Raw genomic sequence first — 23797 nt, forward strand, 5'->3', positions numbered from 1 at the left:
TTGGCAAGGTGCCATTATTGTGCCGCTACTCAGAAAACCGGTTTTGACATGGGTCAATGCGCCGCATCAATCCAAGGTCGGCAACCCAAAAAAAGCGCGTGAACAGGCAGTGCTGTGGTCGGCCAAGTCTTGCGCGCTTTCGTTGCGGTGCAGGGCGACTTCGCGCAGTACTTCCGTCAGATAAGCCGGTTCGTTACGACCGTTTTTCGGCTTGGGGCGCAGGGTGCGCGGCAGCAGGTAAGGCGCATCGCTTTCCAGCATCAGGCGGCCCCGGGGAATTTCTTTGACGAGTGGGTGCAGGTGCGTCCCACGGCGCTCGTCGCATATCCAGCCGGTGATGCCAATGTGTAAATCGAGGTCGAGGTAGCTGAACAGCGCCGCCTGTTCGCCGGTGAAACAATGCACTACGGCGGCGGTGAGGTGGTCGCGGTAGTCCTTGAGGATCTCCAGCAGGCGTTGGTTAGCGTCACGCTCATGGAGAAATACCGGGAGCTTTAGCTCGACGGCCAGGGCCAGGTGTTCTTCCAGGACTTTTTCCTGTTGCGGGCGCGGTGAGAAATCCCGGTTGAAATCCAGGCCGCATTCGCCCACGGCACGTACGCGGCTTTCGCTGAGTAAACCGCGCAAACGCTGGGCGCTGTCGCCGTTCCAGTCGCTGGCGGAGTGGGGGTGGATGCCTGCGGTGCTGAACAGGCGTTGGCCGCTTTCGTCGAGGTTGACGCACAGTTCCAGAGCCTGTTCGCTGCCGTCGACGCTGGTGCCGGTGAGTACCAATTGCTGCACGCCGGCGGCGTAGGCGCGGTCGAGAACGGCCTGGTGCTTGTCGTCGAAACTGGGGTTGGTCAGGTTGACGCCGATATCAATGAGTTGCATGGTGCTATCTCCGCCTGCGGCCGGAAAGCATATCAGAGCTGTAGATTTATAAGAAAAACGAAGAACTACAATGAGTTATAGCTGTCTTTGAACGTCGCAAGTGACATCGTGTTTGGCTGAACGTCCTGCACTGTGCCACCGTTGCACGCAAAGCCTGCGCATAAAGCGCTCTGTTTCTGACCTCCACCGCGTCGTTTTTCGCGAGCGCGTTGGCCAGTATTCTTTCCGGAGAGCGGATGATCCGACCCTCGGCGTTGCTTATGTTGTGCCTGGCGTTACTGTTGCCTTTGGCGGCGGTTGCGCGTCTGGACGGGCCGCTGGAAGTGACCAAGCCTGGCAAGGTCCGTGACTTGGCGGAGATTCGTTCAAGTCGCACCCTTCGGGTATTGGTCAACCAAAGTCGCAACAGTTCCGGCGAAGTGCAGGGCCAGGCCATCGGAGTTGAATACCACCGCCTACGCGCCTTCGAGCAATACCTCAACGGTCACGCCCGTGATGGCCAGGAAATAAACCTCAAGATAATCCCCAAGGCCAAGGATCAATTGCTCGGCGCTCTGGCCCGTGGTGAAGGCGATCTGGTTGCTCCTGGGGAGTTGCTTGATGTGAAAGCTGCTCACAAAATCAGCACCAGTAGCCCGATTGCCAGCGCTGTACCGTTGTGGCTGGTGGGGGTGAAGGGAGAGCGGCGTTTTACCAAGTTGGAGCAACTGTCAGGACGAACGCTGGCGCTGACCACTGGCAGTGCGGCAGCGGATGCCATCAGCCAGGTCAATCAGAAGCTGGCCCTGCACAAGCAGCCACCGGTGAAGGTGGAATGGGTGGACCCGACCCTGGCAGTGGAGGACGTTCTGGAAATGGTGCAGGCGGGGATTTTCCACCTCACCATTGTCGAGAAACCGATTGCCGAACGCTGGTCGAAGATCCTGCCCAAGTTGCGCTTCGACAAACAAGTCGTCATCAGCGAACCTGGCGATGAATACTGGTTTGTTCGCCAGGACGCTTCGATGCTGCGTGCAAGTATTGATCGCTTTCTCAAGACCTATCGCACGCCTTCCGACCAGGACGTGGCGTTTCAACGCATTTATCGACGCCTCTACCAGGTGCGGAACCCACTGGCCCGCGCCGACCGCCAGCGCCTGGAAAAGCTGCGGCCAGTGCTGCAAAAACATGCCCGCGAGCAGGGCATGGACTGGCTTAACCTTGCAGCGCTGGCTTTCAAGGAATCCGCCTTCGATCCTGGCGCGCGCAACAGCGGTGGTCCTACCGGCTTGATGCAGATCACACCCTCAGCGGCCCAACGGGTGGGCGTCAACAATATCGAAAGTCTCGACAGTAATGTGCAGGCGGGGGCGCGTTATCTGGCGTTGATCCGTCGCAAGTTCTTCGCCAGCCCCAAGCTCAACGAGCGTGAGCGCATGGCTTTTGTACTCGCGGCCTACAACATGGGCCCGGAGCGCGTGCAGGGTATGCGCACCGAGGCCCGGCGCCGGGGATTGAACCCCAACCAATGGTTCTTCCAGGTGGAGCGCATTGCCATGGAGCAGGTGGGAATGGGCGGCGTCAGCTATGTTAATAGCGTCAACAAGTACTTCTTGGCGTTCGATCGGGAGCGTGAGTCCCTGGAGCCGCCAGCACCGAAAATTGCCTCACGGAAGTAATCGATTTTATCGATATTAATCAGGCATTTTTTCGGCTTTTATCATTGTTTAAACTGATTAATATAGCGGCCAACCAACCCCTACTTCGAAAAGGATTTACTCCATGAGCCCAATGATCAAAAGCCTACTGTCCACTCGTGCCGGCTACGGTCTGACCATCCTGCGCATTGTTGTTGGCATCATCTTCGCCGCCCACGGTTCGCAAAAACTCTTCGGTTGGTTTGGCGGCTACGGCTTGGCGGGCACTGCCCAATGGATGGAAAGCATCGGCCTGGCGCCGGGTACCCTGATGGCGCTGCTGTCGGGCGGAACCGAGTTTTTCGCCGGCCTGGCCCTGATCATCGGTCTGCTGGTACGCCCTGCTGCGTTGGGCCTGACCATTCTGTCGGTGGTGGCGATCTTCTCGGTGCATATCCATAACGGTCTGTTCATGGCCAACAACGGTTACGAGTTCGCATTAGCCTTGTTGGGCGGGTCCGTGGCAGTGCTGCTGGAAGGTGCCGGCAAACTGTCTGCCGACCGTGCAATAGCCAACTGACCCCTCTACAACACCTGAAGAGGCCCGCCATGTGCGGGCCTTTTCGTTGCTCGGGATTCTTGACATCGGCCATCCGGCTTCTCTAGGATGCTGCCCATGCGCCGATTTAAACAGCTAATTGCGGGGCGCCACTGGGACTCGATGCAGCCCGACAGAAGCCTGTTCTCCCCTGAGGAAACAGCTTCGAAATACCGCTAAAGCGCTGGTTCGGTGTTGCCTCTCACCTGCCCGCAGACTTTTGAGGCAGAGACACGACACTATGAATGCACTACGCCCCCTGATACGCCTGGCTCCGATCACCGCGGACCTTACTCAACGCAATCCGAAAATCCTCTTGGGCGGTAAGCACCAGCCCACGCTGTTGCGTTACCTGGACGGCTGGCCACGTCGCACCGGGCGGCCTTCGGCTTTCCTGATCCAGTTTGTCGAAGATGGCGGTTCCCTGGCCCGTTTTGCGAGTAATAGCTTCGACCTGGCAGTTATCCAGGCGCCCAGTGCCAGCGACGCGGCTGAAGTGATTCGTCAACTCACACGTATTGCCCGGCAGGGGCTGATTGCCAGGCGTTGAGGGCTCAGGAGAGTCCGACACTCGCCTGTAATCGGCGCCGTTTATTCCTTACAAAAACCACCCAAGCGACCAGACAGAGCACGCCCGGGATTGCCAAGGTCACGAACAGCTTTATCGCGAGCTCCAGGCGATGCACCTCAGCGTGCGTCTGAGCCCTCAAAGCGTGTAATTCCATGGGTAAGCGCAGGCGCTCCTTGTTGAGCGCCACCAATTGGGGGGTGGTGTCCACTGCTTGGGAGCCGAGGGGGGCTGCCGGTGGGTTAAGCATTTGCCATTCCTGTTCCGTTCGTAACAGACGCCGTTCCAATTCAGTCGCCTTCTGCTCGTAGGCTTGTTCGGCGTTGTCGCGTATCCGCTCCATTATGTTCTTCGATCTGTCCATCGGTGCGCGCGGGCGGATATTGGCCAGTGAATCGCTTGCGGACAGGTTATCCAGCGTATTTAAGATAAAGACTGCGTTGCTGTCAGGCGCTGAGCTATTGATGTGATCCGTGAGCAAATCAGTGTCGGCCACTACCACCACATGGATCTGTGCCGCTTTTTGCAAACCTGCGGGCTGCTCCTTAATGCCATCGGGGAATGCTGAGTAGGCTGGCCCCTCTATACGAGCAGCAATCACATGGTGTTGCGCTCGAGTGGATGCGTTATCGGCCGTTGAGTCGATCTCATGTGCTGAGGTAAATCGGTTGGTTTCCAGCAACCTGGATTGCCCGGAACTTTGCAGAAGCGGGGTGAGGGTGGTGCCGCTTTTTTTGCGATGAAAAAGCGCACCACTGCTCGATACCGTCACAGTATTAAGTTTCCAAGTGCTGATGTCGTGCGTGTTCATTGCCTGCCGAGGCAGCTTCAATCTGCCCGGATACTGCACTGGGAGCTTACCCAGCTCAGGTGCCGCCGATTCCGCGTAGCGGTGGTCGATTAGAAACTTGTCTGCTGGCATCTCTACGCCCCAAGCGGAAAGCACCTCTGTCAGACGGGCATTGGCGGACGTGATGTTCGAACTTTGCTCAGGCATGGGGTCGATAAACATCATCAATTTACCGCCCCTCAACACAAATTGTTCAATCCCATACAACGATTGTTCGGGCAGCGCTTCAGGACGCACGACCATAAGCGTTTTGACGTGTTCCGGTATGCGCTCGGTGGTCGCCTCCAGATTGACCAGGTTGAAATGACGCTGCATTTCCGTCACCAACTGGCCTGCATAGTCTCCCATCGCTAAACCAGACAATAGTCCGATAACGGGGCGGTCTGGGTACTGCAACTTATAGATCAGATGGCTGATTTCATATTCGAGCAATGGCTCCCGGTCCAGGCTGAATGATTCAATACGTTGCGCTCCGTGGCCGGCTCGGGTGCCGATTAGCCCCAGAAATCCCGCCTGGTCGTCGAGACCGAAAAGCCTGGCTTTGTAGGCGTCTTCTGAAAAAGATCCGGGATCAATAAGGTGCAGATTGATCATACCCTTCGCTGCTTTTTCGTATTCCCGCAACCGGTCTTCTATGTGCTTGCCGTGGCGCTTTAGGGCGAAGCTTCGTTTCGGGTCGTTATTGGTATTGAAGTAATACAAGTCCATTGGCGACTCAAGCGACGAAAGTAATTGTCTAGCGGGTGGGGAGAGGGTGTGGACCTTATGTCGCGAGAGATCCCATCGAATATCAGGAATTTTCGCTATCCAAACTAAGTTGAACGCTAGAAATAATAACAATATGACAGTGAGTGTAATGCCTTTGCGCAGAGTAGGTTGCATGGAGGGCTTTCCTTCTCAGCGGTGTCGGTAATTGAGGGTTACTGTCGTGGCTGTGAGGAAGGCGACTATTATACTAATGAAGTAAAGGATGTCGCGAAGCGTGAACTTTCCGTTGTCAATAGCGCTGAACCTTGAAAAAGGGCTTAGGGAGGCCAGGCTGTCTATTGCCCAGATGGGCGCCTGATGCTCTAGTGCATCAAGCAAATAAGAAAGAGCGCTGGAGGTGAGCAGCAGGCCTACTGTCAGTATGAAAAGGACAGTGCGCTGAGGCAGTAGTGTGAAAATAAACAATCCGACAGATAAATAACTGCCTGCCAGCAGCCAGCTAGACATAAATTGCGAGGCAATAATATTGTTGTCTGCATTACCCATGTAGTTGGCAATGATGACGAGGGGGAACGCCAACATCAGGGCCATGCCCACCACGGCCCAGGCTGCTAGAAATTTTCCAACAACCCATTCATGCGTCGTGACGGGCACTGTTTTCATCAGGTCGAGAAAGCCTGCATTGGATTCGTCCGACCAAAGTTGCGTCGCGAGTGAAGGAATCAATAATAGATATAGCCAAGGGTGCAACTGGAAAAAAACCTGCAAGGTATTGATGTCGTGTTCAGGCCACGGACTCATGTGCAACCCGAGTGCCACGTAAAGCACTGAAAAAATGGCAACGCTCAGATAAGTGCTGGGTGTGCAGGCGTAGTGGAGAAGTTGACGCTTGAAAATGACTGGCAGCAGTTTCAAAGACGGGCCTCACGGCTCAGATGATGAACCACATCGCTCAGTCGACCGGGCTCTAGGTTCAGTGAGTTGATTTTCCATCGGCGATGGGCAATGAGTGCATTGATGTGGGGGTAGATGGTGTGTCCCGGCATGGCCAGGACGGTCACCGTACCGGGTGCATGCCGATGCTCTTCGATCCCTGCCACACCTGGCAGTACGGCTAGAGCCAACAAGTCCAACGGAGCGTCTGCGGCGAGGGTGACCGCCTGAAAATGACGAGAGTTGCGTTGCAAATCGGGCATTGGGGTGTCGGCCACCAGGCGATTGCCTGCGATAACCAGCGCGCGAGTACAGAACTCGGACAATTCATCGCAGTGGCGGGAGGCGACGATCACTGTCATGTCTTGTTTCAACGACTGGATAAGCGCCCTGAATTTGTGTTTTTGATCAGGAGTGAGCCCTTCAGTTGGCTCATCGAGTAACAGCAGCGTAGGGGTGTGCAAGATGGCTTGGGCGATGGCGACTTTGCGCTTAAGGCCGATCGACAGCGCATCAAGGGGCGCGTTGAGCACCGATGACAATTCCAATCGTGCAGCAGCCTGTTCAACCTTTGCGCGCTTTTCGGTGCCGCAAAGTCCGCGGATGGCTGCGATGTAGTCAAGGAACTCTTTAACCAGCATCGTCGGGTGACTGACACACTTGTTAATTTGGTAGCCGACTATCTTTTTTACTTTATGCGATTGGGTGGTTGTATCGATACCTTGGATGTTGATATGTCCGCTGAAGGGGAGTGTCGAGCCTGAGATTAAATCGAGAAGTGCTGTTTTAACTGTAGGATTTTCTCCGAATAGTCCCAGGCATTCATGTTTGCAGGCGCTAAATGAAAAATCGTTGATTATTGTTTTCTTGTTTAGATGTTTTGTCAGGTTGGTTATTTTGATCATTTAGTCTGGTGCGCGCAGGGCGAAGATGTTGAAAAAGAATACGAGCAATAGTGGTTTTTGGGAACTCCGATAAGCATTAATAGGAAAAGTCCTACGTGCACGCTAGGCAGGTCGCTGGAACAATTGTTTTGTGTTTGTAATCTCTAACTGCCTAGTGTTTGTCTGGGAGTTGTAGAGATTTTCCGAATGTCTAATGAGACCTGATTATCATGATGCTTCTACGTACTCTTGTTCTTGAACGCGATGGCCAAGATACGCCGGTCAACGGGGCGTTGCTCTGTGGATTTGCTGTTGGTCAGATTGCCTCAAACTTTCTTGTTTATAGCTTGGATGAAGAGGTGGAGCCGGCGAGTTCAAGGGTCTATATCGCAACCCTGCGCAAAAAACTCGATCGGTATTTTCTGGATGGGGTAGAGTCCAAGGAAGACTTACAGGTGGCAATGCAAGTTTTTAAGCAGATTCTTACATCGGCGTCGGGTATTAAGACCGGCAGTGTAACCGACACTCAAGTTTCTTATCATTTTCTCGATTTGAAAGGGTGCAAACTGCCCCCTGCGAGGCCTGAAGAGCATCATTCGGTGACCATCAAGAAGGCCCTGGTGATGAAGGTGATCACCCTGGGAATGTCTGCTCCGGTGATGCCACCCATCGAAAGTGCTTCATTGATTGTGCCTTCCATTCGCTTCTCGTCGAAAATGAGTGCGCCTCCCAGGGACGCGGACCCAACCGAGCCTGCCCAGTTGCCCGTAAATGAACAGACGCCAGAAGAGCCAAGGCAGATGCCAATCAATGAGCCGGTGACCGTGTTGCGGACTGCACCAGCCGTAATGAATGAGCCCGACGCTCCGGCGCAGCCAAAGCAACTGGCGCCAACAGACCGCTGCAACCTGTTCGAAGTGGACAGTACGCTGACCAACCTTGCTCGTGTCGCTCAGGAACTCACCCAACAAAAACTCGCTGCAATGGAACGCGAAACAGCCCTTGATCAATGGCAGGCCCGATTGCAGCAAGAGCAGAGTCAATTGGATGAAAGGACCCGCGAATTGGAACAGCGCACCACTCAGTTGCATGACCAATCGTTGGCCGTCAGTCAGCGGACCGAAGCCCTGAAAGTGATGACTTCGCAAGTGTCGGGTTTACGCCAGAGTTTGCGCGGTGTGCTGCTTGAGCTGGATCAGACCCTGGATGGTTAGACTGCCCTGGCTACTTTCCCGGGTTCATTTATCATCAACCCCAGCGAACCGACGTCAGGGAGTTATTGCCTGGCCTATCGGCATCTATGGACATTGCCTGGGGATGCATGCGTTTGAGTACCAAGCTGATTACCAAAGAAGGTCATGAGGCGCTGAAGAAAGAGCTGGATTATCTGTGGCGCGAAAAACGTCCAGATACCACGCGCAAGGTGACGTGGGCCGCCTCATTGGGGGATCGCAGTGAGAATGCCGACTACCAGTACAACAAGAAGCTGCTGCGAGAAATCGACCGACGGGTGCGTTACCTGCGCAAGCGTCTGGAAGACATGCGCGTGGTGGAGTACATGCCCGAGCAGGAAGGTAGGGTTTTTTTTGGTGCTTGGGTCAATATTGAAAACGAGCAGGGAGAGACCAAGCGTTTTCGCATAGTCGGCTATGACGAGATTTATGACCGGATGGATTACATTTCTATCGACTCACCGATGGCTCGTGCCTTGTTGCGCAAGGAGGTCGACGATGAGGCCATCGTGCAGACTCCCGGTGGCGAAGTGTGCTGGTGGATCACCGGGATCGAATATGTGAAATAGGCAATGATGGCCCGCAGTCTTTGAAGAGTGCGGGCCATCGGCGTTTCAGCCTTCGCGCAATACCGTCAGTGGGCTGGCATTCAACGCGCGGCGTGTGCCGAATACTCCTGCGGCACCGATCAGTACGGCGCCGATGATCGGCAGCAGCAACAGCCATGGGTGCGGGTGCCAGACCAGGTCAAAGGCATAACGGTACAGCACCCAGGTCACCAGTTCGGTACCCAATGCCGCCAACAAACCGCTGACGGCGCCCAGCAAGCCAAACTCGATACGCCGTGCCTTGACCAGCAACTTGCGTTCCGCGCCCAGCGCTCGTAGCAGTGCGCCTTGGCGGATGCGCTCGTCCAGCGTGGCCTGTAAACCGGAGAACAACACGGCCATCCCGGCAGCCAGTACAAACAACAGCACGTATTCCACCGCCAGGGTCACTTGGGCGAGGATGCTGCGCAATTGCTCCAGCAGGGCCTCAACCTGGAGGATCGTAACCGCCGGAAAGGCTCGCGACAGATCGACGATTTGTTGGTCATGCCCTGGCGCCAGGTAGAAGCTGGTCAGGTAGGTGGCCGGCAGGTCCTTCAACGTGCCGGGCTGAAAAATCATGAAGAAGTTCGGCTGGAAGTTATCCCAGTTGATGGTTCGCAGGCTGGTGACCCGCGCTTCACGATTTTCCCCGGCAATGGTGAACACCAGGTGATCGTTCAACTTGAGCTTGAGGCTTTCAGCAACTTTGGCTTCTACCGAGACGCCAGGAATATCCTCGGTGGGTCGTTGCGACCACCATGAGCCTGCAGTCAGCGTATTGCCCGGTGGCAGGTCGGCGGCCCAGGTCAGGCTCAGGTCGCGTTGTACTGCGCGGTCGCCGCTGGAGTCCTTGCTGACTATGTCCTGTACCGGGTCGCCATTAATGCTAATCAACCGGCCCGGCACCACGGGGTACAGCGGCGCTGATTGCGCCTGCACTTCCAGCAGGCGGGCGCTAAAGGCGTCCTTGTCGGCCGGCAGGATGTTCAGCGCAAAGTAGTTAGGCGCGTCCTTGGGCAACTGGTTTTGCCAAGTGTCCAGCAATTCGCCGCGCAGCAGGGCGATCAAACCCATGGACAATAAGATCAAGCCAAACGCCAGTGACTGGCCCGCCGCCGCCAATGGGTGGCGCAGCAGTTGGCCCAAGCCCAGGCGCCAGGGCAGGGAGGCGCGAGCCAGCAGGCGCCGCAGGCTTTGCAACAGCAGCAAAAGCAAGCCGCCGAGGACCAGCGCAGCCACCACGCCACCGCCCAGCAAGGCGAAGGTCAGCACCAGATCCAGGCTCAGGCGCCACATGATCAGGCCCAGTGCGAACAGCGCAGCGCCGTAAACCATCCAGGTGCTGGACGGAATTGGCAGCAGGTCGCGGCGCAACACCCGCAACGGCGGTACCCGACCGAGTGCTGCCAACGGCGGCAGGGCGAAACCGGCGAGAGCCACCAGCCCGGTGCCGATCCCGGCAACGGCCGGCAACAGTCCCCCGGGGGGAACATCCGCGGGCAGCAGGTCGTGTAGGAAATAGAACAGGCCGAACTGTGCCAGCCAACCGAGCAGGGCGCCGGCCAGGCTTGCGAGCAAACCCAGTACGGTCAGTTGCAGGCTGAACAGCAACATGGCTTCGCGTCGTGACAGTCCCAGGCAGCGCAGCAATGCACTGGCGTCGAAGCGTCGGGTGGCAAAGCGGTTGGCCGACAAAGCCACGGCCACGCCGGCCAGCAGCACGGCCACCAGGCTGGCCATGTTCAGGTAGCGCTCGGCTTTGCCCAAGGCGCCGCCAATCTGTTGATTGCCGTCGCGTGAGTCCTGCAGTCGCTGGTTGGCGGCCAGCCCCGGCTTGAGCAGGTCGCGATAGGTTTGCAGCACCGTGCTTTCCGGCGGCCCGCGCCATAATTCGCGGTAGCTGACGCGGCTGCCGGGTTGGACCACGCCGGTGGCGTCCAGGTCTGCCAGGTTGATCATCACCCTTGGCGTGAGGCTGTAGAAGTTGCCGGCGCGATCTGGTTCGTAGGTGAGTACGCGGGCCAGACGCAGGGTTTTCATGCCGACATCGACGCTGTCGCCGATTTTGAGGTCCAGTGCCGTCAGCAGCCGCGCCTCCACCCAGGCTTCGCCGGGTTTGGGGCCGCCGCCAGGGGTTTCATCGCCAAAGGGCGCAGCAGCGCTCTTCAGTTCGCCTCGCAGCGGATATTGCTCGTTGACCGCCTTGATACTGGAAAGCTGGATACCGTTATCTGTGGCGATAACACTGGAGAACTCCACGACTCGCGCGTGATCCAGACCCAGTTCGGTCCCGGAGCGGATTTGCTCGGAACGGGCTGGTGAGCTTCCTTCAAGTACCAGGTCGGCGCCTAGGAACTCGGTGGCGCGCAACATCATGGCTCCGTTGAGACGTGCACCGAAGTAACCGATAGCAGTGCTGGCGGCCACGGCCACCAGCAGGGCAAAGAACAACACGCGCAATTCGCCAGCGCGGGCATCGCGAAGCAATTGACGCATGGCAAGGCTGAACAGGCGCAACAGCGGCAAACGTGCCATCAAGGCTCCAGGGGCGCGACCATCAGGCCGGCTTCAAGGCGGATCAGGCGTCGGCAACGGTGGGCCAGGCGCTCGTCGTGGGTGACCAGCACCAGGGTCGTGCCGCTCTCTTTATTGAGCTCGAACAGCAGGTCGCTGATGCGCTCGCCGGTGTGGCTGTCGAGGTTGCCGGTGGGTTCATCGGCAAACAGCACGTCCGGTTCGGCGGCAAAGGCGCGAGCAATGGCTACACGCTGCTGCTCGCCACCGGAAAGTTGGCGTGGCGAGTGTGTGAGGCGCTGGCCGAGGCCCACGCGTTCCAGCAGGTGTTTGGCGCGCTCACGGGCGTCTTTGCGGCCATCCAGCTCCAGCGGCAGCATGACGTTCTCCAGCGCGTTGAGGCTGTCGAGCAGTTGGAACGACTGGAACACAAAGCCTACGTGTTCGGCGCGGATGCGTGCGCGCTGGTCTTCGTCGAGGCGGCTGAGGGCTTGTCCGGCGAGGGTGACTTCGCCGCTGCTGGGCAGGTCGAGTCCGGCCAGCAGGCCGAGGAGGGTGGATTTACCGGAGCCGGAGCTGCCGACGATAGCCAGGCTATCGCCCTTGTTCAGTTCGAGGCTCAGTTCGTGCAGGATAGTCAGTTCACCTTCCGCGCTGGGAACCACTTTGCTAAGGTTCCGCGCGGTGAGAATGCTTGCGCCCATGGAGAATCCGATGCGAATGTGGTTTTTGAGTGCTGGCCTGGCCTTGATGTGCATGGCCCAGAACGCAGCGGCGGGTACAGTCCTGATCGTTGGCGATAGTATCAGTGCCGGTTTCGGCCTGGATACACGCAAAGGGTGGGTTGCCTTGTTGGAGCAACGGCTCAAGAAGGAAGGTTTCGACGATAAAGTGGTCAACGCCTCCATCAGTGGTGATACCAGTGCTGGAGGTCTCGCGCGGCTGCCGGCGGCCCTTGCAGAGCATAAGCCTGAGGTAGTGATTATCGAACTGGGTGGCAATGACGGCCTGCGCGGTATGCCCCCTACGCAATTGCAACAAAATCTTGCGTCGATGATCCAGAAGTCCCAGGACAGCGGCGCGAAGGTGCTGCTGCTGGGCATGCAGATTCCACCTAACTATGGGAAGCGTTATGTCGACGCCTTCGCCAAAGTATTTGCTGATGTCGCCCAGCAGAAAAAGGTGCCTTTGGTACCGTTTTTCCTTGAAGGAATCGGCGGCAATTCGCAATTGATGCAGGCTGACGGGCTGCACCCGGCTGTCGCTGCTCAAGGCAAGTTGCTGGAAAATGTCTGGCCTACGCTAAAACCGCTGCTATGACGCTTTTCTACTGGCAGGCTTTCGGCTAAGGTGGCGCCCCCCCGATCTGGAGCCCCCGATGTCGCGTCCTGCCTGGTCACTGTTTAACTACCAACTGATCGAGCCGGACGAGCAGTTGGATCTCTTCGCCTGCCAGGAAGTGCGGGTGCATTTAGTGGCGCGTCAATTGGAACTGGGCGGCTCCATCGATCGCACGCTGTGCGGCACGTTACTGCCAGCGCAGCCACGTTGGTCGCGGGTTGATCGCTCGATTTTCCAGGACCAGCGCCTTTGCCCCTTGTGCCGGGCCATCTTGGAGTCCCAAAAGCGCGGCACACCGCCGATCTGGCCTGAGCTGCGTTTCGAACTCTAGCGGCCGCGACACGCTTGCAGCTAGAAGCTCACATCACGTATACAATCGATTTTTACCTACACGTCGTTCTGCGAAGGATTTTCCGGATGTTGTCGCGCCTTTCCGTCGTCACCTGCTGCCTGTCTCTCGCTGCACTCTGTGCGGCGGGTTCTGCATCTGCTTTGCAGTTGCCCTTGCCACCTCCGGGTGAAGACATCGTCGGCCAGGTCCAGGTGATCAAGGCCAAGTACGAAGACACCTTTGCCGACCTGGGCACCACTTACGACCTGGGCTATTCGGAAATGGTCGCGGCCAACCCAGGTGTTGATGCCTGGTTGCCGGGAGCGGGCACCGAGATCGTGCTGCCGACGCGTTTTATCCTGCCGCCGGGGCCTCGTGAGGGCATCGTGATCAACCTGGCGGAATACCGGCTCTATTATTTCCCCAAGGGCCAGAACGTGGTCTACACCTTCCCGTTGGGGATTGGTCGTGAGGGCTGGGGCTCGCCCATTGCCCACACCAGTATTATCGCCAAGACGCCGAACCCGACATGGACGCCGCCGGCTTCGATCAAGGCCGAACACGCCGCCAACGGTGATCCTTTGCCTAACGTGGTGCCTGCCGGCCCAGATAATCCGCTGGGCCCGTTCAAGTTCACCCTGGGCACACCGGGTTACCTGATCCACGGCTCCAACATGAAGTTCGGTATTGGCACACGTACCAGTCATGGCTGTTTCCGCATGTTCAACAATAATGTGCTGGAGATGGCGGGCATGGTGCCGGTAGGTACGTCGGTGCGCATCATCAACGATGCCTACAAGTTCGGCAGCAGCGGCGGCAAGGTCTATCTGGAAGCGCATACGCCTTTGAATGATGATGGAACGCCATCGGTGGTCGACAAGCACACGGCGGTGATCAACGCTTTGCTCAAGCGTGAAGACTTGGCCAATAACCTGCGGGTCAATTGGGATCAGGTGCGTGATGTGGTGGCCGCGGAAGATGGTTTGCCGACTGAAATCGGCGTGCCAGGTGGGGCGCCTATAGCGTCCAGCTCGCTGATCGATCTTCAGCAGTAACTCTGCTCGATCAAAAGCCCGCCCACAGCCTTGCGCTGCGGCGGGCTTTTTATTGCCTGCGTTCAGGTGCGAATCGCAGACAATAAAAAAGCCGATCCATAAATGGATCGGCTTGATAACAATCCCGAGGGATTATTACTTGCGGCTAGCTTTTTCAAGCATACGCAGAGCGCGCTCGTTAGCTTCGTCAGCAGTCTGTTGTGCTTTTTGAGCAGCAGCCAGAGCTTCATCAGCTTTACGGTAGGCTTCGTCTGCACGGGCCTGGGAGCGAGCTGCTGCGTCTTCAGTTGCAGTCAGACGAGCTTCGGTTTCTTTGGAGACGCTGCTGCAACCGGTAGCCAGAACTGCGGCCAGAGCCAGAGCAGAGAATTTCAGAACGTTGTTCATCGTGTTCCCCTTCAAGGACTTTCTATTAAATGGCTACTTTCTCAGAGTGAGCTAATAGCCGGCGTACATACTACCCATTACTTGTAGTAAGTAAACTGACGTAGCGCAAGAAGCAAAAAAAATTCTCGCACCTAATCTATTTTGGCTAATCTTTTGGAGGTTTGTATAAAAACCGTCCAATTTTTTTCATACGGGTGAAGATTGGATCCAGGCTGAAAGCGCCGGCCTGCATGCGTTAAGCTTTGTATATAGATGAAAATTTATATATTCGGGCCGACACTTACGTTGCGTTTGGCGTTGCTTGGCCGGACATCTTTTACGCATGTAGAGGTGACTTTAAGAGCGCCTGTTCGTCTCAAGGTTCAACTGCCGGCAATGTTCAGGCTTTCGACCTGTGTTTGGTCGAGGCCCCTTCTATATCCACCAGCAGCAGAGGATGACGAGTGCGCCTTGAGCAATTTCAGGATTGGTGCCTACTATTCCCTACGTGCTGGTTGTTAGCGCTCAAGGTTTTCTCGTTGTCGAAACCGGCACGGGGTGGCGTAGATGTTCCTTCGCCGGAAAAACATCGGTAAGGTAGGGGTCAGAATTCAAGACCCGCGAGGAGTAGTGATGAGCGAGGCGTTGTCCATCCACCATGACCAGGCTGGTCATCAGTTCGAGACCAATGTGGACGGTCATCGTGCCTATCTGACCTATATGGACCTCGGGAAGCAGACCCTGGATATCTATCGGACCTTCGTGCCTAACGCACTGCGGGGCCGTGGCATTGCGGCGGCGTTGACCGAAGAGGCCTTAAAGTTTGCCGAAGAGGCTGGCTACACGGTGATCCCTTCCTGCTCCTATGTCGAACGCTACATGGAGCGCCACCAGCGTCATGCCGCGAAGCTCTGAGTGATCAGCAGACAATAAAAAAACGCCGGGCTTAGCCCGGCGTTTTTGTGTGTGCAGTTGCGGTTCAGGTGCGTTTGCGTGTCGGCAATACGTCCTTGAGCTTTGCGTGCATGCTGCGCAGGGTGTTTTCGGTGGCGGCCCAGTCGATGCAGGCATCGGTGATCGACACGCCGTACTGCAAGTCGGCCAGGTCTTTTGGAATCGCCTGGCATCCCCAGTTCAAATGGCTCTCGACCATCAGGCCGATGATCGACTGATTGCCTTCGAGGATCTGGTTGGCAACGTTTTCCATCACCAACGGCTGTAGGGCCGGATCCTTGTTGGAGTTGGCGTGGCTGCAATCGACCATAATGTTTGGCTTGATCTTGGCCTTGTTCAACGCTTGCTCGCACAACGCAACGCTGACTGAATCATAGTTGGGCTTGCCGTTGCCGCCGCGCAGTACCACGTGACCGTAGGCATTGCCCTTGGTGGTGACGATGGAGACGCCGCCTTCCTGATTGATACCCAGGAAACGGTGGGGGCTGGAAACTGATTGCAGCGCGTTGATCGCCACAGTCAGGCCGCCGTCGGTGCCGTTCTTGAAGCCCACGGCCGATGACAGACCGGACGCCATTTCACGGTGGGTCTGGGACTCGGTGGTACGCGCGCCGATGGCCGACCAGCTGATCAGGTCCTGCAGGTATTGCGGGGAGATCGGGTCAAGCGCTTCGGTGGCAGTGGGCAGGCCCATTTCGGCCAGGTCCAGCAGCAACTGACGACCAATGTGCAAACCGTCCTGGATCTTGAACGAGTCGTCCAGGTACGGGTCGTTGATCAAGCCTTTCCAGCCGACGGTGGTACGCGGCTTTTCGAAATAGACGCGCATCACCAAGTACAAGGTGTCGGACACTTCTGCCGCCAGTACCTTGAGGCGCTCAGCATATTCGTGTGCGGCCTTGAGGTCATGGATCGAGCATGGGCCGATTACCACAAAGAGGCGGTGGTCGGTGCCGTCGAGAATCTCACGGATGACTTCGCGGCCCTTGGTGACGGTCTGCAGGGCAGCGTCGCTCAGGGGGATTTCGCGCTTGAGCTGATCGGGCGTGATCAGCGTCTCGTTGGATTCGACGTTTAGGTCATTGATCGGTAAATCAGCCATCGTGTTACTCGTCAGGGTCACGGGTGCCGGCCGCCAGCTATCCCCGTGCGGCGGAGCACAGCATGATTTGGATGCAGGGGGGAGGAACCTTAGCGCGTAACACGGGCCCGCGACAATGGGCAAAGCCCCCTTTAATCCCCTGCTGGCCGCACAAACGCCTCATGGGAGAAGTCACTGGCGTGTCGCGCCACCCACTCGCGGGCCAGGGCTTCGACTTTCGCAGGGCTAGGCTCAGCATCTTCGTGCTGGCGGCAGTAGCGCTCTATCCGGCATGCTTGTTCGCCCATGCGCGCACCGAACAACGCATGTTCATCGGTAAACGAAATGCCGACGCGGTAGCCGTTTTCCACCTTGCGACACCACGCCACGTAGCCTGGGTATCGGGCGGTGGCACCCAGGGATGGAATGTGCAAGTCAACGGCCGTGCCCTGGCGCCAGGCGCGCGGCCAATTGCAGGCAATGCCACCCAGGCCGTTAGAGAGCAGGCGTTGGCGGGGTATGGCGGGAGAGGGGCGTTGGATTAACTCGACAGCGACATCATCAGGGTGAGGTAAAAAACGACCCATGTACACGGACTCCGAGCACCGTCCTGTAGACGGCGGTGGCAGCAGTATAGTGAAGGAACTGGAATTGACCGACCTGGATATTGACCAGCAATTGCTGGGATTGCCAGGGATTTCGCTCGTGGTGTTCACCAGCGTAGGATGCTCCAGCTGCCGTTGGGCGCGCCAGCAACTGCCCGGGTGGCACTTGCCGGTGGACCGTGTGTGCTGGGTGGATGCCGGGCACAACGGTGGCGCGGTTGAACGCTACCAGATCTTTCATTTGCCCGCGTTGTTCGTCGTGTGCGAGGGTCAATTCCTCGGACAATTACAGACACGTCTTACATCTGCCGATCTTGCCGACGCGATCAATCAAGCGTTGATCCGTACTCCAGAGGATTTGCCATGACAGTACAGTCGCCACGCGTTGGCATTATCGGAACCGGTGCCATCGGGGGATTCTACGGTGTGATGCTGGCGCGCGCCGGGTTCGATGTGCACTTTCTGCTGCGCAGCGAATATGCCGCGGTCAGCGAGCACGGCTTGCACATCAACAGCACGGTGCACGGCAAGTTGCACCTGTACCCGGTTCAGGCCTACGCGCGCGCCGCCGATATGCCGCCGTGTGACTGGTTGCTAGTGGGCACCAAGTCCACGGGCAATGTTGAGTTGGCGCCGACCATTGCCCAAATCGCGGCGCCGGATGCCAAAGTGGTGCTGCTTCAAAACGGCCTGGATGTAGAAGACAGCCTGCGAGAACACCTGCCGCTGTCGCTGCATCTGCTCGGCGGCCTGTGCTATATCGGCGTGCACCGTTCTGGTCCGGGTGTGGTTGAGCATCAAGCCTTGGGCCGGGTCAATCTGGGCTATCACAGCGGTTCTGCTGCTAACGATGAGGTTCGTCAGAAAGCAATTGTCGAGGCAGGCGCCGCGTTGTTTCATAAGGCTGGTATCGAGTCCCAGGCCATGGCCAATGTGCATCAGGCGCGCTGGCACAAGCTGGTGTGGAACGTGCCTTACAACGGCCTTTCGGTAGTGTTGGGGACTGGCACCACGGCCCTGATGGCCGACGAATCCAGTCGCCAACTGATCCAGGCGCTGATGGCTGAAGTGGTGCAGGGTGCCCATGCCTGTGGCCAGGAAATCCCCAAGAGTTACGCTGAGCAGATGTTTGCCATGACCGAAACCATGGACGATTACTTGCCGAGCATGTACCACGACCACGTACATAAGCGCCCGCTGGAGCTGGAGGCCATCTATGCTCGCCCTCTGGCAGCCGCCAAAGCCGCGGGCTGCGAATTACCGCGTATGCAGGCGCTGTATCAGGCCTTGAGTTTTATTGATCGGCATAACCGCTGATTCGGGGGTAAATGCATGGCGAAGGGATTGGGCGACAAACTGGTGCTGGCGATTTCGTCGCGGGCCTTGTTCGACCTGAGCGACAGCCACAAGGTCTATCTCGCTCAAGGGGTGGAGGCCTACCGCAAATACCAGATCGAACACGAGGAAGAAATCCTTGAGCCCGGCGACGCCTTCCCGTTGGTCAAAAAGCTGTTGAGCCTCAACGCCAGCCTGGGTCGTGCCCGGGTTGAAGTGGTGCTCGTATCGCGCAACAGTGCCGACACTGGCCTGCGCGTATTTAACTCTATTCAGCACTACGGCCTGGATATTTCCCGCGCCGCTTTCGTAGGAGGGCGTAGCCCTTATCCTTATTTGGCCGCCTTTGGTTGCCATCTGTTTCTTTCGACCCATGCTGAGGATGTGCGCAGTGCCCTTGATGCCGGCTTTGCAGCGGCGACGATTTTGTCGGGCGGCCCGAGACGGGCTTCCAGCGAGGAACTGCACATCGCCTTTGACGGCGACGCGGTGTTGTTTTCCGATGAGTCGGAGCGCGTGTACCAGGCCGGCGGGTTAGCCGCGTTCCAGGCCAGCGAGCGCGAATCGGCGCGCCAGCCCTTGCACGGCGGTCCGTTCAAGGGGTTTCTGGCCGCGCTGAACGTATTGCAGCGTGAGTTTCCTGAAGAGGCCTGTCCGATCCGCACAGCTTTGGTAACCGCCCGTTCGGCGCCGTCTCACGAGCGGGTGATTCGCACGTTGCGTGAGTGGGATATTCGCTTGGACGAATCCTTGTTTCTTGGCGGTCTGGAGAAGTCCGCGTTCCTGGAAGCGTTTGCCGCTGATGTATTTTTCGATGACCAAGCCGGTCATTGCGAGAAAGCCAGGGAGGTGGTGGCCACGGGGCACGTGCCCCATGGCATCAGTAATGAGGTGAGGATTCAGGCCGAGAGTTAGGGCCGCTGCTAAGCTCATTCAATCTCCTCCACCCTGGCAGTCCAGGAGGTTTTATGATTCGTTCGATGCTGTACGCCACGGACCTCGGTCTGTACGCGCCCTATGTGATGCAGCATGCACTGGCGCTGGCGCGAACGTTCAAGGCTGACCTGTATGTGATTCACGCGGTCGAGCCTATTGGGCTGTTCGCCGAATCGGTGCTGCAGAGCTACCTTGATGAAGCTGCGTTGAGTGAATGGCAGACTCAAGGGCTTAGCACGGTGATGGCGACCATCGAGCAGCGGGTGCTCGACAGTTTCCGCGAGGAGTTGGGGGAGGGTGAGCAGGACTTGAAGTTGATCCGCTCGGTACGTGTGATTCAGGGGGACCCGTGCGAGGTGATTCTCGACCAACTTCGCAAGCTGTCCGTCGACCTGTTGATCGTCGGTAGCCACAGCCATGCAACCGGCACGACAGCGCCGCTTGGGCGTACCGCGGCACGGGTGCTGCAGCTGTCTACGGTGCCGGTTTACTTGGTGCCGTCCTTACAAGGTCGACGCATTGATGACGTATGACCGGTAGAAAACGATAAAAAGTTCTAGATTTATCCGTCTAACCTTTAATATAGTTATATACCGTCGCTGATACCCGTGGCGTCTATCTGCTTTGAGGGACACATATGAAGCTTCAACAACTGCGCTACATCTGGGAAGTGGCGCACCACGACCTCAACGTTTCCGCTACCGCTCAAAGCCTGTACACCTCGCAACCCGGTATCAGCAAGCAGATACGCCTGCTCGAAGACGAGCTGGGCGTCGAAGTGTTCGCGCGCAGCGGCAAGCATCTAACCCGTGTCACCCCGGCTGGTGAGCGCATCATCACTACTGCCGGCGAGATCCTGCGTAAAGTCGAAAGCATCAAGCAGATCGCTCAGGAATTTTCCAACGAGAAAAAAGGCACTCTATCGATCGCCACCACCCACACCCAGGCGCGTTATGCATTGCCTCCGGTGATCCGCGATTTCATCAAGCAATACCCGGACGTGGCCTTGCACATGCACCAGGGCTCGCCGATGCAAATCGCCGAGATGGCTGCTGATGGCACCGTCGATTTTGCCATCGCCACCGAAGCCCTGGAACTGTTCGGTGACCTGGTGATGATGCCTTGCTACCGCTGGAACCGTTGCGTTGTGGTACCGCAGGGGCACCCGTTGGCCAAACTGCCGAAGCTGACCCTCGAAGCCCTGGCTGAATACCCGATCGTGACCTACGTGTTCGGTTTCACTGGCCGCTCCAAGCTCGACGAAGCTTTCAGCCATCGCGGCCTCACACCGAAAGTGGTGTTCACCGCCGCCGACGCCGACGTGATCAAGACCTACGTGCGTCTGGGCCTGGGCGTGGGTATCGTCGCCAAGATGGCCGTCGACACCAACCTCGACAAAGACCTGGTGGTTCTCGACGCCAGCGAGTTGTTCGAATCCAGCGTGACCAAGATCGGCTTCCGGCGTGGCACGTTCCTGCGTGGGTTCATGTGCGACTTCATCGAGAAGTTTGCGCCGCACCTGACCCGCGAAGTGATGGCCAAGGCGATCCAGTGCCATAACAAACAGGAACTGGAAGAGCTGTTCGACGGCGTTGAATTGCCCGTCCACTGAGTGGTTTATCGGGCCTCGGTAACCGTAAACAGTTGCCGGGCGCCTGCCACCAGAATCTCTACCTCATCGCCTTCGAACTTGCCCAGCAGGCTTTTGCCCATGGGCGAGCGCGGGGTGATGACAGTCACCGGTTGCCCGACCACATCCACCTTCAAGCCTGCAGCATCAGGCGCCAGGAATAGCCATTGCTGGCGACCGTTCTCGTCCTCCAGGCCCAATAGCGCGCCGACTTCTATGCCTCGTTGATCATCGTAGGCACGCAACTGCAGGTTCTGGCACAGCGCGAGCGCTTGCTTGATTTCCTCGACCCGTTTGGCCTGCCCGGCCGCGAGATACGAAGCCTCCAACCCCAGGGTGTCGTATTTGTTTTCCGCAATGTTCTCTTCGTGAGTCGCGGTTTCGTAGGCGGTCTGCGCGGCGCGTTGGGCGATATCGAGATCGACAGTGAGTTTTTCCAGGATCAACTGGAGGACGGCGTGCTTATTCATGGTTGTGCTTGATCATTCGCAGAATTGCAGGACATTGGCCCGGCTCTTTTCATTGGGCGCGTTCTGGTCCTGTTGCAGCCAGAACTGGCATTTGGGGTTGGACAGGTTACGTGCGTTGTTACGTGCCTGATCCAGGGCTTGTTGCTGTTCCTGCTTGTGCAGGTTCTGCTGGTACTGCTCAAACATACGGTTGGGTGGCTCAGGCGCGACAACGGTCGGCTTGCCTAATTGCTGGACTGCCTGCGCCACCGGCGCAAGGCTTTGCGGGAACAGGTAGCTCGACGCCAGCCAGGTGGTCAGCGCAATGGCGATAAACCCCAGCCATACACCCAAGGCGATAGCGATGCACAGCTTGAGCAGCGACAACGATTGATCCGACATGATGGCCTCCTGGCGGGCATTTGCGGCGTAGCGGCGATTGTCGCACAGCCACTGTGCAGAATAATCGCGATCAAGCCTTCTGCATCGGCGCATTTATGCGGACAATCGAGCCTTTGAGCGTTGGAGCCCGGAATGAAAGCCCGCTGGGATATTTTTTGCAGTGTTGTCGATAACTTCGGCGACATCGGCGTGACTTGGCGGCTGGCCCGGCAATTGGTGGTGGAGCATGGCTGCGAGGTGCGCTTGTGGGTTGATGACCTGCGGGCCTTCGAACGCATGTGCCCCGAGGTGGATGTGCAGCGGGAGCAACAGTGGCAGGAGGGCGTTGATGTACACCACTGGCCAGCCCAATGGTCTCCAACTCCTGCCGGAGATGTGGTGATTGCCGCTTTCGCCTGCCAGTTACCGCCTGAGTATATGGAAGCCATGGCCGAGCGTGAGCGCACGCCGTTGTGGATGAACCTGGATTACCTCAGTGCCGAGGACTGGGTGGTGGGCTGCCATCGCCTGCCGTCGGTGAAGTTCAAGGGAGTACAGAAGTACTTCTTTTTCCCCGGCTTCCGACCTGGTACTGGCGGTTTGCTCCGTGAGGCGGGGTTGCTGGAAAAGCGTCACGCTTTTCAACTGGATGTCGCTGCGCAGCGACAATTCCTGCAAACCTTAGGTGTGATTCCGCATGATGGGGCGCGGCTGTTCTCACTGTTTGCCTACGAAAACGCTGGTCTCGCCGGATGGCTGGACGTCTTATCGACGGATGGGCGTGCCACTCATCTATTGGTGCCGGAGGGCCGCATCCTCGGTGACGTACAGCGCTGGCTCGGTGTAGGAGGGCTCGTCGCGGGCGATATTCATCAACGTAAGTCTCTGACCGTGCAGGTGCTGCCGTTCGTGCGTCAGGAGCAATATGACCACCTGCTGTGGTGCTGTGACTTTAACGCAGTGCGCGGTGAAGACTCGTTCGTCCGCGCCCAATGGGCGGGGCGCCCGTTGCTGTGGCACATCTACCGCCAGGACGAAGACATACACCTCGACAAGCTAGATGCCTTCCTGGAGTTGTACACCGCCGCCTTATCACCGGCCGCGAAGGCGGCGTTGGTCGCGCTTTGGCAGGCTTGGAACACCGAGGGTGACATGGCACAGCCGTGGAAAAAATTGTTGGAGCACTGGCCGGAAGTCACTCAACACGCCGAAACGTGGTGTCTGGAACAGGGCTTGCAGGCTGATCTTGCGACGGCGCTGGTACAGTTTTATGAAAGTTGGATATGATACGCCACCTTGATTTTTGTAAATCCCATCCAAATTTCGGATATATGCAATGAAAACTGGTAAAGAACTGAAACCCGGTACAGTGATCCGTCTCGAAAACGACCCTTGGCTGGTTCAGAAAGCTGAGTTCACCAAGTCTGGTCGTAACAGCGCAATCATGAAGACCAAGCTGAAGAACCTGCTGACCGGTTACAAGACCGAGATCGTCTACAGCGCCGATGACAAACTGGACGACGTAATCCTCGACCGCAAAGAAGCGACCCTGTCCTTCATCAGCGGCGACACCTACACGTTCATGGACACCACTGACTACACCATGTACGAGCTGAACGCTGAAGACATTGAAGCCGTTCTGCCGTTCGTGGAAGAAGGTATGGAAGATATCTGCGAAGCGATCTTCTTCGAAGAGCGTTTGGTTTCCGTTGAACTGCCAACCACTATCGTGCGTAAAGTTGCCTACACCGAAGGCTCCGCTCGCGGCGACACTTCGGGCAAGGTGATGAAGCCTGCCAAGCTGGCTAACGGTACCGAGCTGCAAGTAGCTGATTTCATCGAAATCGACGACCTGATCGAGATCGACACCCGCGAAGGCGGTTCGTACAAAGGCCGCGCCAAGAAGTAATTCTGGCTCCGCCCATAAAAAAACCCGACTTCACGTCGGGTTTTTTTATGGGCGGGTG

27 protein-coding genes are annotated in these 23797 nt (G+C 57.4%); 16 read left to right on the top strand and 11 right to left on the bottom strand.

The features are described from left to right. Nucleotides 1-66 precede the first annotated feature (66 nt). Nucleotides 67-873 carry a TatD family hydrolase gene (locus BW43_RS08535; RefSeq protein ID WP_032888971.1) on the bottom strand — a complete coding sequence of 269 codons (807 nt, stop codon included), beginning with the start codon at nt 871-873 and terminating at the stop codon, nt 67-69. Nucleotides 874-1109: 236 nt separating this feature from the next. On the opposite strand from BW43_RS08535, the gene BW43_RS08530 reads away from it, so the two are divergent. From BW43_RS08530 to BW43_RS08520, 3 genes are all read left to right on the top strand, one after another. After that, entirely contained in the window at nt 1110-2531 is a 1422-nt protein-coding gene (locus tag BW43_RS08530; RefSeq protein WP_032888973.1) for a transglycosylase SLT domain-containing protein, read from the top strand. A 103-nt stretch (nt 2532-2634) separates the two neighbouring features. After that, nucleotides 2635-3069 carry a DoxX family protein gene (locus BW43_RS08525; RefSeq protein ID WP_032888975.1) on the top strand — a complete coding sequence of 145 codons (435 nt, stop codon included), beginning with the start codon at nt 2635-2637 and terminating at the stop codon, nt 3067-3069. A gap of 259 nt (nt 3070-3328) precedes the next feature. Next, a complete protein-coding gene (locus BW43_RS08520) occupies nt 3329-3637 on the top strand; it encodes a hypothetical protein (RefSeq protein ID WP_032888977.1) in 309 nt (102 codons plus the stop codon). A 4-nt stretch (nt 3638-3641) separates the two neighbouring features. Here the strand turns inward: BW43_RS08520 and BW43_RS08515 are convergent, their stop codons facing one another. The 3 genes from BW43_RS08515 to BW43_RS0127660 are packed head-to-tail and all read right to left on the bottom strand — an operon-like array spanning nt 3642 to nt 7051. Next, nucleotides 3642-5387 carry a Gldg family protein gene (locus tag BW43_RS08515; RefSeq protein ID WP_032888979.1) on the bottom strand — a complete coding sequence of 582 codons (1746 nt, stop codon included), beginning with the start codon at nt 5385-5387 and terminating at the stop codon, nt 3642-3644. Nucleotides 5388-5402: 15 nt separating this feature from the next. Continuing rightward, nucleotides 5403-6128 carry an ABC transporter permease gene (locus BW43_RS08510; RefSeq protein ID WP_032888982.1) on the bottom strand — a complete coding sequence of 242 codons (726 nt, stop codon included), beginning with the start codon at nt 6126-6128 and terminating at the stop codon, nt 5403-5405. Beyond that, nucleotides 6125-7051 (bottom strand): ATP-binding cassette domain-containing protein, encoded by a 927-nt coding sequence (locus tag BW43_RS0127660; RefSeq protein WP_032888984.1) that lies wholly within the window; start codon nt 7049-7051, stop codon nt 6125-6127. Before BW43_RS0127660 ends, BW43_RS08510 begins: the two co-directional genes overlap by 4 nt. Before the next feature lie 209 nt (nt 7052-7260). On the opposite strand from BW43_RS0127660, the gene BW43_RS08505 reads away from it, so the two are divergent. Further along, nucleotides 7261-8244, top strand: a complete 984-nt coding sequence (locus BW43_RS08505; protein ID WP_032888986.1) for a hypothetical protein — start codon at nt 7261-7263, stop codon at nt 8242-8244. 113 nt (nt 8245-8357) lie between these two features. Further along, a complete protein-coding gene (gene greB, locus BW43_RS08500) occupies nt 8358-8831 on the top strand; it encodes a transcription elongation factor GreB (RefSeq protein WP_032889294.1) in 474 nt (157 codons plus the stop codon). A 45-nt stretch (nt 8832-8876) separates the two neighbouring features. Here the strand turns inward: greB and BW43_RS08495 are convergent, their stop codons facing one another. Together BW43_RS08495 and BW43_RS08490 are read right to left on the bottom strand one after the other, a co-directional pair. Further along, entirely contained in the window at nt 8877-11387 is a 2511-nt protein-coding gene (locus BW43_RS08495) for an ABC transporter permease (protein ID WP_032888988.1), read from the bottom strand. Next, complete coding sequence (locus tag BW43_RS08490; RefSeq protein WP_032888990.1) at nt 11387-12070, bottom strand: ABC transporter ATP-binding protein; 684 nt, start codon at nt 12068-12070, stop codon at nt 11387-11389. The genes BW43_RS08495 and BW43_RS08490 overlap by 1 nt, the downstream gene beginning before the upstream one ends. Before the next feature lie 10 nt (nt 12071-12080). Between BW43_RS08490 and BW43_RS08485 the strand changes: the two genes are divergently transcribed. The 3 genes from BW43_RS08485 to BW43_RS08475 all read left to right on the top strand — a co-directional run bounded on the left by BW43_RS08485 (nt 12081) and on the right by BW43_RS08475 (nt 14093). Further along, the gene (locus tag BW43_RS08485) at nt 12081-12686 is read left to right on the top strand and encodes an arylesterase (protein ID WP_032888992.1); all 606 of its coding nucleotides are present in this window, start codon (nt 12081-12083) and stop codon (nt 12684-12686) included. Between the two features lie 58 nt (nt 12687-12744). Continuing rightward, nucleotides 12745-13038 (top strand): hypothetical protein, encoded by a 294-nt coding sequence (locus BW43_RS08480; protein ID WP_010211879.1) that lies wholly within the window; start codon nt 12745-12747, stop codon nt 13036-13038. Nucleotides 13039-13124: 86 nt separating this feature from the next. Next, the gene (locus BW43_RS08475; RefSeq protein WP_032888994.1) at nt 13125-14093 is read left to right on the top strand and encodes a L,D-transpeptidase family protein; all 969 of its coding nucleotides are present in this window, start codon (nt 13125-13127) and stop codon (nt 14091-14093) included. 135 nt (nt 14094-14228) lie between these two features. Here BW43_RS08475 and oprI read toward each other — a convergent pair whose 3' ends face one another. Then, nucleotides 14229-14480 carry an outer membrane lipoprotei OprI gene (gene oprI, locus BW43_RS08470; protein ID WP_003172710.1) on the bottom strand — a complete coding sequence of 84 codons (252 nt, stop codon included), beginning with the start codon at nt 14478-14480 and terminating at the stop codon, nt 14229-14231. 612 nt (nt 14481-15092) lie between these two features. On the opposite strand from oprI, the gene BW43_RS08465 reads away from it, so the two are divergent. After that, the gene (locus BW43_RS08465; protein WP_003189869.1) at nt 15093-15374 is read left to right on the top strand and encodes a GNAT family N-acetyltransferase; all 282 of its coding nucleotides are present in this window, start codon (nt 15093-15095) and stop codon (nt 15372-15374) included. 64 nt (nt 15375-15438) lie between these two features. On the opposite strand, the gene BW43_RS08460 is transcribed toward BW43_RS08465, so the two are convergent. Further along, nucleotides 15439-16515 carry a 3-deoxy-7-phosphoheptulonate synthase gene (locus BW43_RS08460; RefSeq protein WP_032888996.1) on the bottom strand — a complete coding sequence of 359 codons (1077 nt, stop codon included), beginning with the start codon at nt 16513-16515 and terminating at the stop codon, nt 15439-15441. Nucleotides 16516-16646: 131 nt separating this feature from the next. Continuing rightward, nucleotides 16647-17081 carry a pilus assembly protein PilZ gene (locus BW43_RS0127665; RefSeq protein ID WP_032888998.1) on the bottom strand — a complete coding sequence of 145 codons (435 nt, stop codon included), beginning with the start codon at nt 17079-17081 and terminating at the stop codon, nt 16647-16649. Between BW43_RS0127665 and BW43_RS08455 the strand changes: the two genes are divergently transcribed. The 5 genes from BW43_RS08455 (at nt 17080) to cysB (ending at nt 20982) form a co-directional block, all read left to right on the top strand. Further along, entirely contained in the window at nt 17080-17466 is a 387-nt protein-coding gene (locus BW43_RS08455) for a thioredoxin (protein ID WP_032889000.1), read from the top strand. The two genes, BW43_RS0127665 and BW43_RS08455, sit on opposite strands and share 2 nt — an antisense overlap. Continuing rightward, nucleotides 17463-18416 carry a putative 2-dehydropantoate 2-reductase gene (locus BW43_RS08450; protein ID WP_032889002.1) on the top strand — a complete coding sequence of 318 codons (954 nt, stop codon included), beginning with the start codon at nt 17463-17465 and terminating at the stop codon, nt 18414-18416. The genes BW43_RS08455 and BW43_RS08450 overlap by 4 nt, the downstream gene beginning before the upstream one ends. Nucleotides 18417-18431: 15 nt before the next feature. After that, nucleotides 18432-19349 carry a 5'-nucleotidase gene (locus tag BW43_RS08445; RefSeq protein ID WP_032889004.1) on the top strand — a complete coding sequence of 306 codons (918 nt, stop codon included), beginning with the start codon at nt 18432-18434 and terminating at the stop codon, nt 19347-19349. Between the two features lie 53 nt (nt 19350-19402). Next, nucleotides 19403-19903, top strand: a complete 501-nt coding sequence (locus tag BW43_RS08440; protein WP_032889006.1) for a universal stress protein — start codon at nt 19403-19405, stop codon at nt 19901-19903. A 104-nt stretch (nt 19904-20007) separates the two neighbouring features. Next, nucleotides 20008-20982: an HTH-type transcriptional regulator CysB gene (gene cysB / locus BW43_RS08435; protein ID WP_003189876.1), complete on the top strand. Its 975-nt coding sequence runs from the start codon at nt 20008-20010 to the stop codon at nt 20980-20982. Between the two features lie 5 nt (nt 20983-20987). Here cysB and BW43_RS08430 read toward each other — a convergent pair whose 3' ends face one another. Both BW43_RS08430 and BW43_RS08425 read right to left on the bottom strand, forming a co-directional pair. Further along, nucleotides 20988-21470 carry an elongation factor GreAB gene (locus BW43_RS08430; RefSeq protein ID WP_032889009.1) on the bottom strand — a complete coding sequence of 161 codons (483 nt, stop codon included), beginning with the start codon at nt 21468-21470 and terminating at the stop codon, nt 20988-20990. A gap of 12 nt (nt 21471-21482) precedes the next feature. Continuing rightward, the gene (locus BW43_RS08425) at nt 21483-21851 is read right to left on the bottom strand and encodes a hypothetical protein (RefSeq protein ID WP_032889011.1); all 369 of its coding nucleotides are present in this window, start codon (nt 21849-21851) and stop codon (nt 21483-21485) included. Between the two features lie 132 nt (nt 21852-21983). Here BW43_RS08425 and earP point away from each other — a divergent pair, with 132 nt between their 5' ends. Both earP and BW43_RS08415 read left to right on the top strand, forming a co-directional pair. Then, entirely contained in the window at nt 21984-23117 is a 1134-nt protein-coding gene (gene earP / locus BW43_RS08420; RefSeq protein ID WP_032889014.1) for an elongation factor P maturation arginine rhamnosyltransferase EarP, read from the top strand. Between the two features lie 49 nt (nt 23118-23166). Then, entirely contained in the window at nt 23167-23739 is a 573-nt protein-coding gene (locus BW43_RS08415) for an elongation factor P (RefSeq protein ID WP_032889016.1), read from the top strand. The last annotated feature ends 58 nt before the right edge of the window (nt 23740-23797 follow it).

Origin of the sequence: Pseudomonas sp. RIT357, assembly GCF_000632245.1 — a bacterium.
Classification (GTDB): Bacteria; Pseudomonadota; Gammaproteobacteria; order Pseudomonadales; family Pseudomonadaceae; genus Aquipseudomonas; species Aquipseudomonas sivasensis.

Coding starts and splice junctions, on each gene's coding strand:
- BW43_RS08535 (WP_032888971.1), bottom strand. CDS start 873: ATGCAACTCATTGATATCGGCGTCAACCTGACCAACCCCAGTTTCGAC.
- BW43_RS08530 (WP_032888973.1), top strand. CDS start 1,110: ATGATCCGACCCTCGGCGTTGCTTATGTTGTGCCTGGCGTTACTGTTG.
- BW43_RS08525 (WP_032888975.1), top strand. CDS start 2,635: ATGAGCCCAATGATCAAAAGCCTACTGTCCACTCGTGCCGGCTACGGT.
- BW43_RS08520 (WP_032888977.1), top strand. CDS start 3,329: ATGAATGCACTACGCCCCCTGATACGCCTGGCTCCGATCACCGCGGAC.
- BW43_RS08515 (WP_032888979.1), bottom strand. CDS start 5,387: ATGCAACCTACTCTGCGCAAAGGCATTACACTCACTGTCATATTGTTA.
- BW43_RS0127660 (WP_032888984.1), bottom strand. CDS start 7,051: ATGATCAAAATAACCAACCTGACAAAACATCTAAACAAGAAAACAATA.
- BW43_RS08505 (WP_032888986.1), top strand. CDS start 7,261: ATGATGCTTCTACGTACTCTTGTTCTTGAACGCGATGGCCAAGATACG.
- BW43_RS08495 (WP_032888988.1), bottom strand. CDS start 11,387: ATGGCACGTTTGCCGCTGTTGCGCCTGTTCAGCCTTGCCATGCGTCAA.
- BW43_RS08490 (WP_032888990.1), bottom strand. CDS start 12,070: ATGGGCGCAAGCATTCTCACCGCGCGGAACCTTAGCAAAGTGGTTCCC.
- BW43_RS08485 (WP_032888992.1), top strand. CDS start 12,081: ATGCGAATGTGGTTTTTGAGTGCTGGCCTGGCCTTGATGTGCATGGCC.
- BW43_RS08480 (WP_010211879.1), top strand. CDS start 12,745: ATGTCGCGTCCTGCCTGGTCACTGTTTAACTACCAACTGATCGAGCCG.
- BW43_RS08475 (WP_032888994.1), top strand. CDS start 13,125: ATGTTGTCGCGCCTTTCCGTCGTCACCTGCTGCCTGTCTCTCGCTGCA.
- oprI (WP_003172710.1), bottom strand. CDS start 14,480: ATGAACAACGTTCTGAAATTCTCTGCTCTGGCTCTGGCCGCAGTTCTG.
- BW43_RS08465 (WP_003189869.1), top strand. CDS start 15,093: ATGAGCGAGGCGTTGTCCATCCACCATGACCAGGCTGGTCATCAGTTC.
- BW43_RS08460 (WP_032888996.1), bottom strand. CDS start 16,515: ATGGCTGATTTACCGATCAATGACCTAAACGTCGAATCCAACGAGACG.
- BW43_RS08455 (WP_032889000.1), top strand. CDS start 17,080: ATGTACACGGACTCCGAGCACCGTCCTGTAGACGGCGGTGGCAGCAGT.
- BW43_RS0127665 (WP_032888998.1), bottom strand. CDS start 17,081: ATGGGTCGTTTTTTACCTCACCCTGATGATGTCGCTGTCGAGTTAATC.
- BW43_RS08450 (WP_032889002.1), top strand. CDS start 17,463: ATGACAGTACAGTCGCCACGCGTTGGCATTATCGGAACCGGTGCCATC.
- BW43_RS08445 (WP_032889004.1), top strand. CDS start 18,432: ATGGCGAAGGGATTGGGCGACAAACTGGTGCTGGCGATTTCGTCGCGG.
- BW43_RS08440 (WP_032889006.1), top strand. CDS start 19,403: ATGATTCGTTCGATGCTGTACGCCACGGACCTCGGTCTGTACGCGCCC.
- cysB (WP_003189876.1), top strand. CDS start 20,008: ATGAAGCTTCAACAACTGCGCTACATCTGGGAAGTGGCGCACCACGAC.
- BW43_RS08430 (WP_032889009.1), bottom strand. CDS start 21,470: ATGAATAAGCACGCCGTCCTCCAGTTGATCCTGGAAAAACTCACTGTC.
- BW43_RS08425 (WP_032889011.1), bottom strand. CDS start 21,851: ATGTCGGATCAATCGTTGTCGCTGCTCAAGCTGTGCATCGCTATCGCC.
- earP (WP_032889014.1), top strand. CDS start 21,984: ATGAAAGCCCGCTGGGATATTTTTTGCAGTGTTGTCGATAACTTCGGC.
- BW43_RS08415 (WP_032889016.1), top strand. CDS start 23,167: ATGAAAACTGGTAAAGAACTGAAACCCGGTACAGTGATCCGTCTCGAA.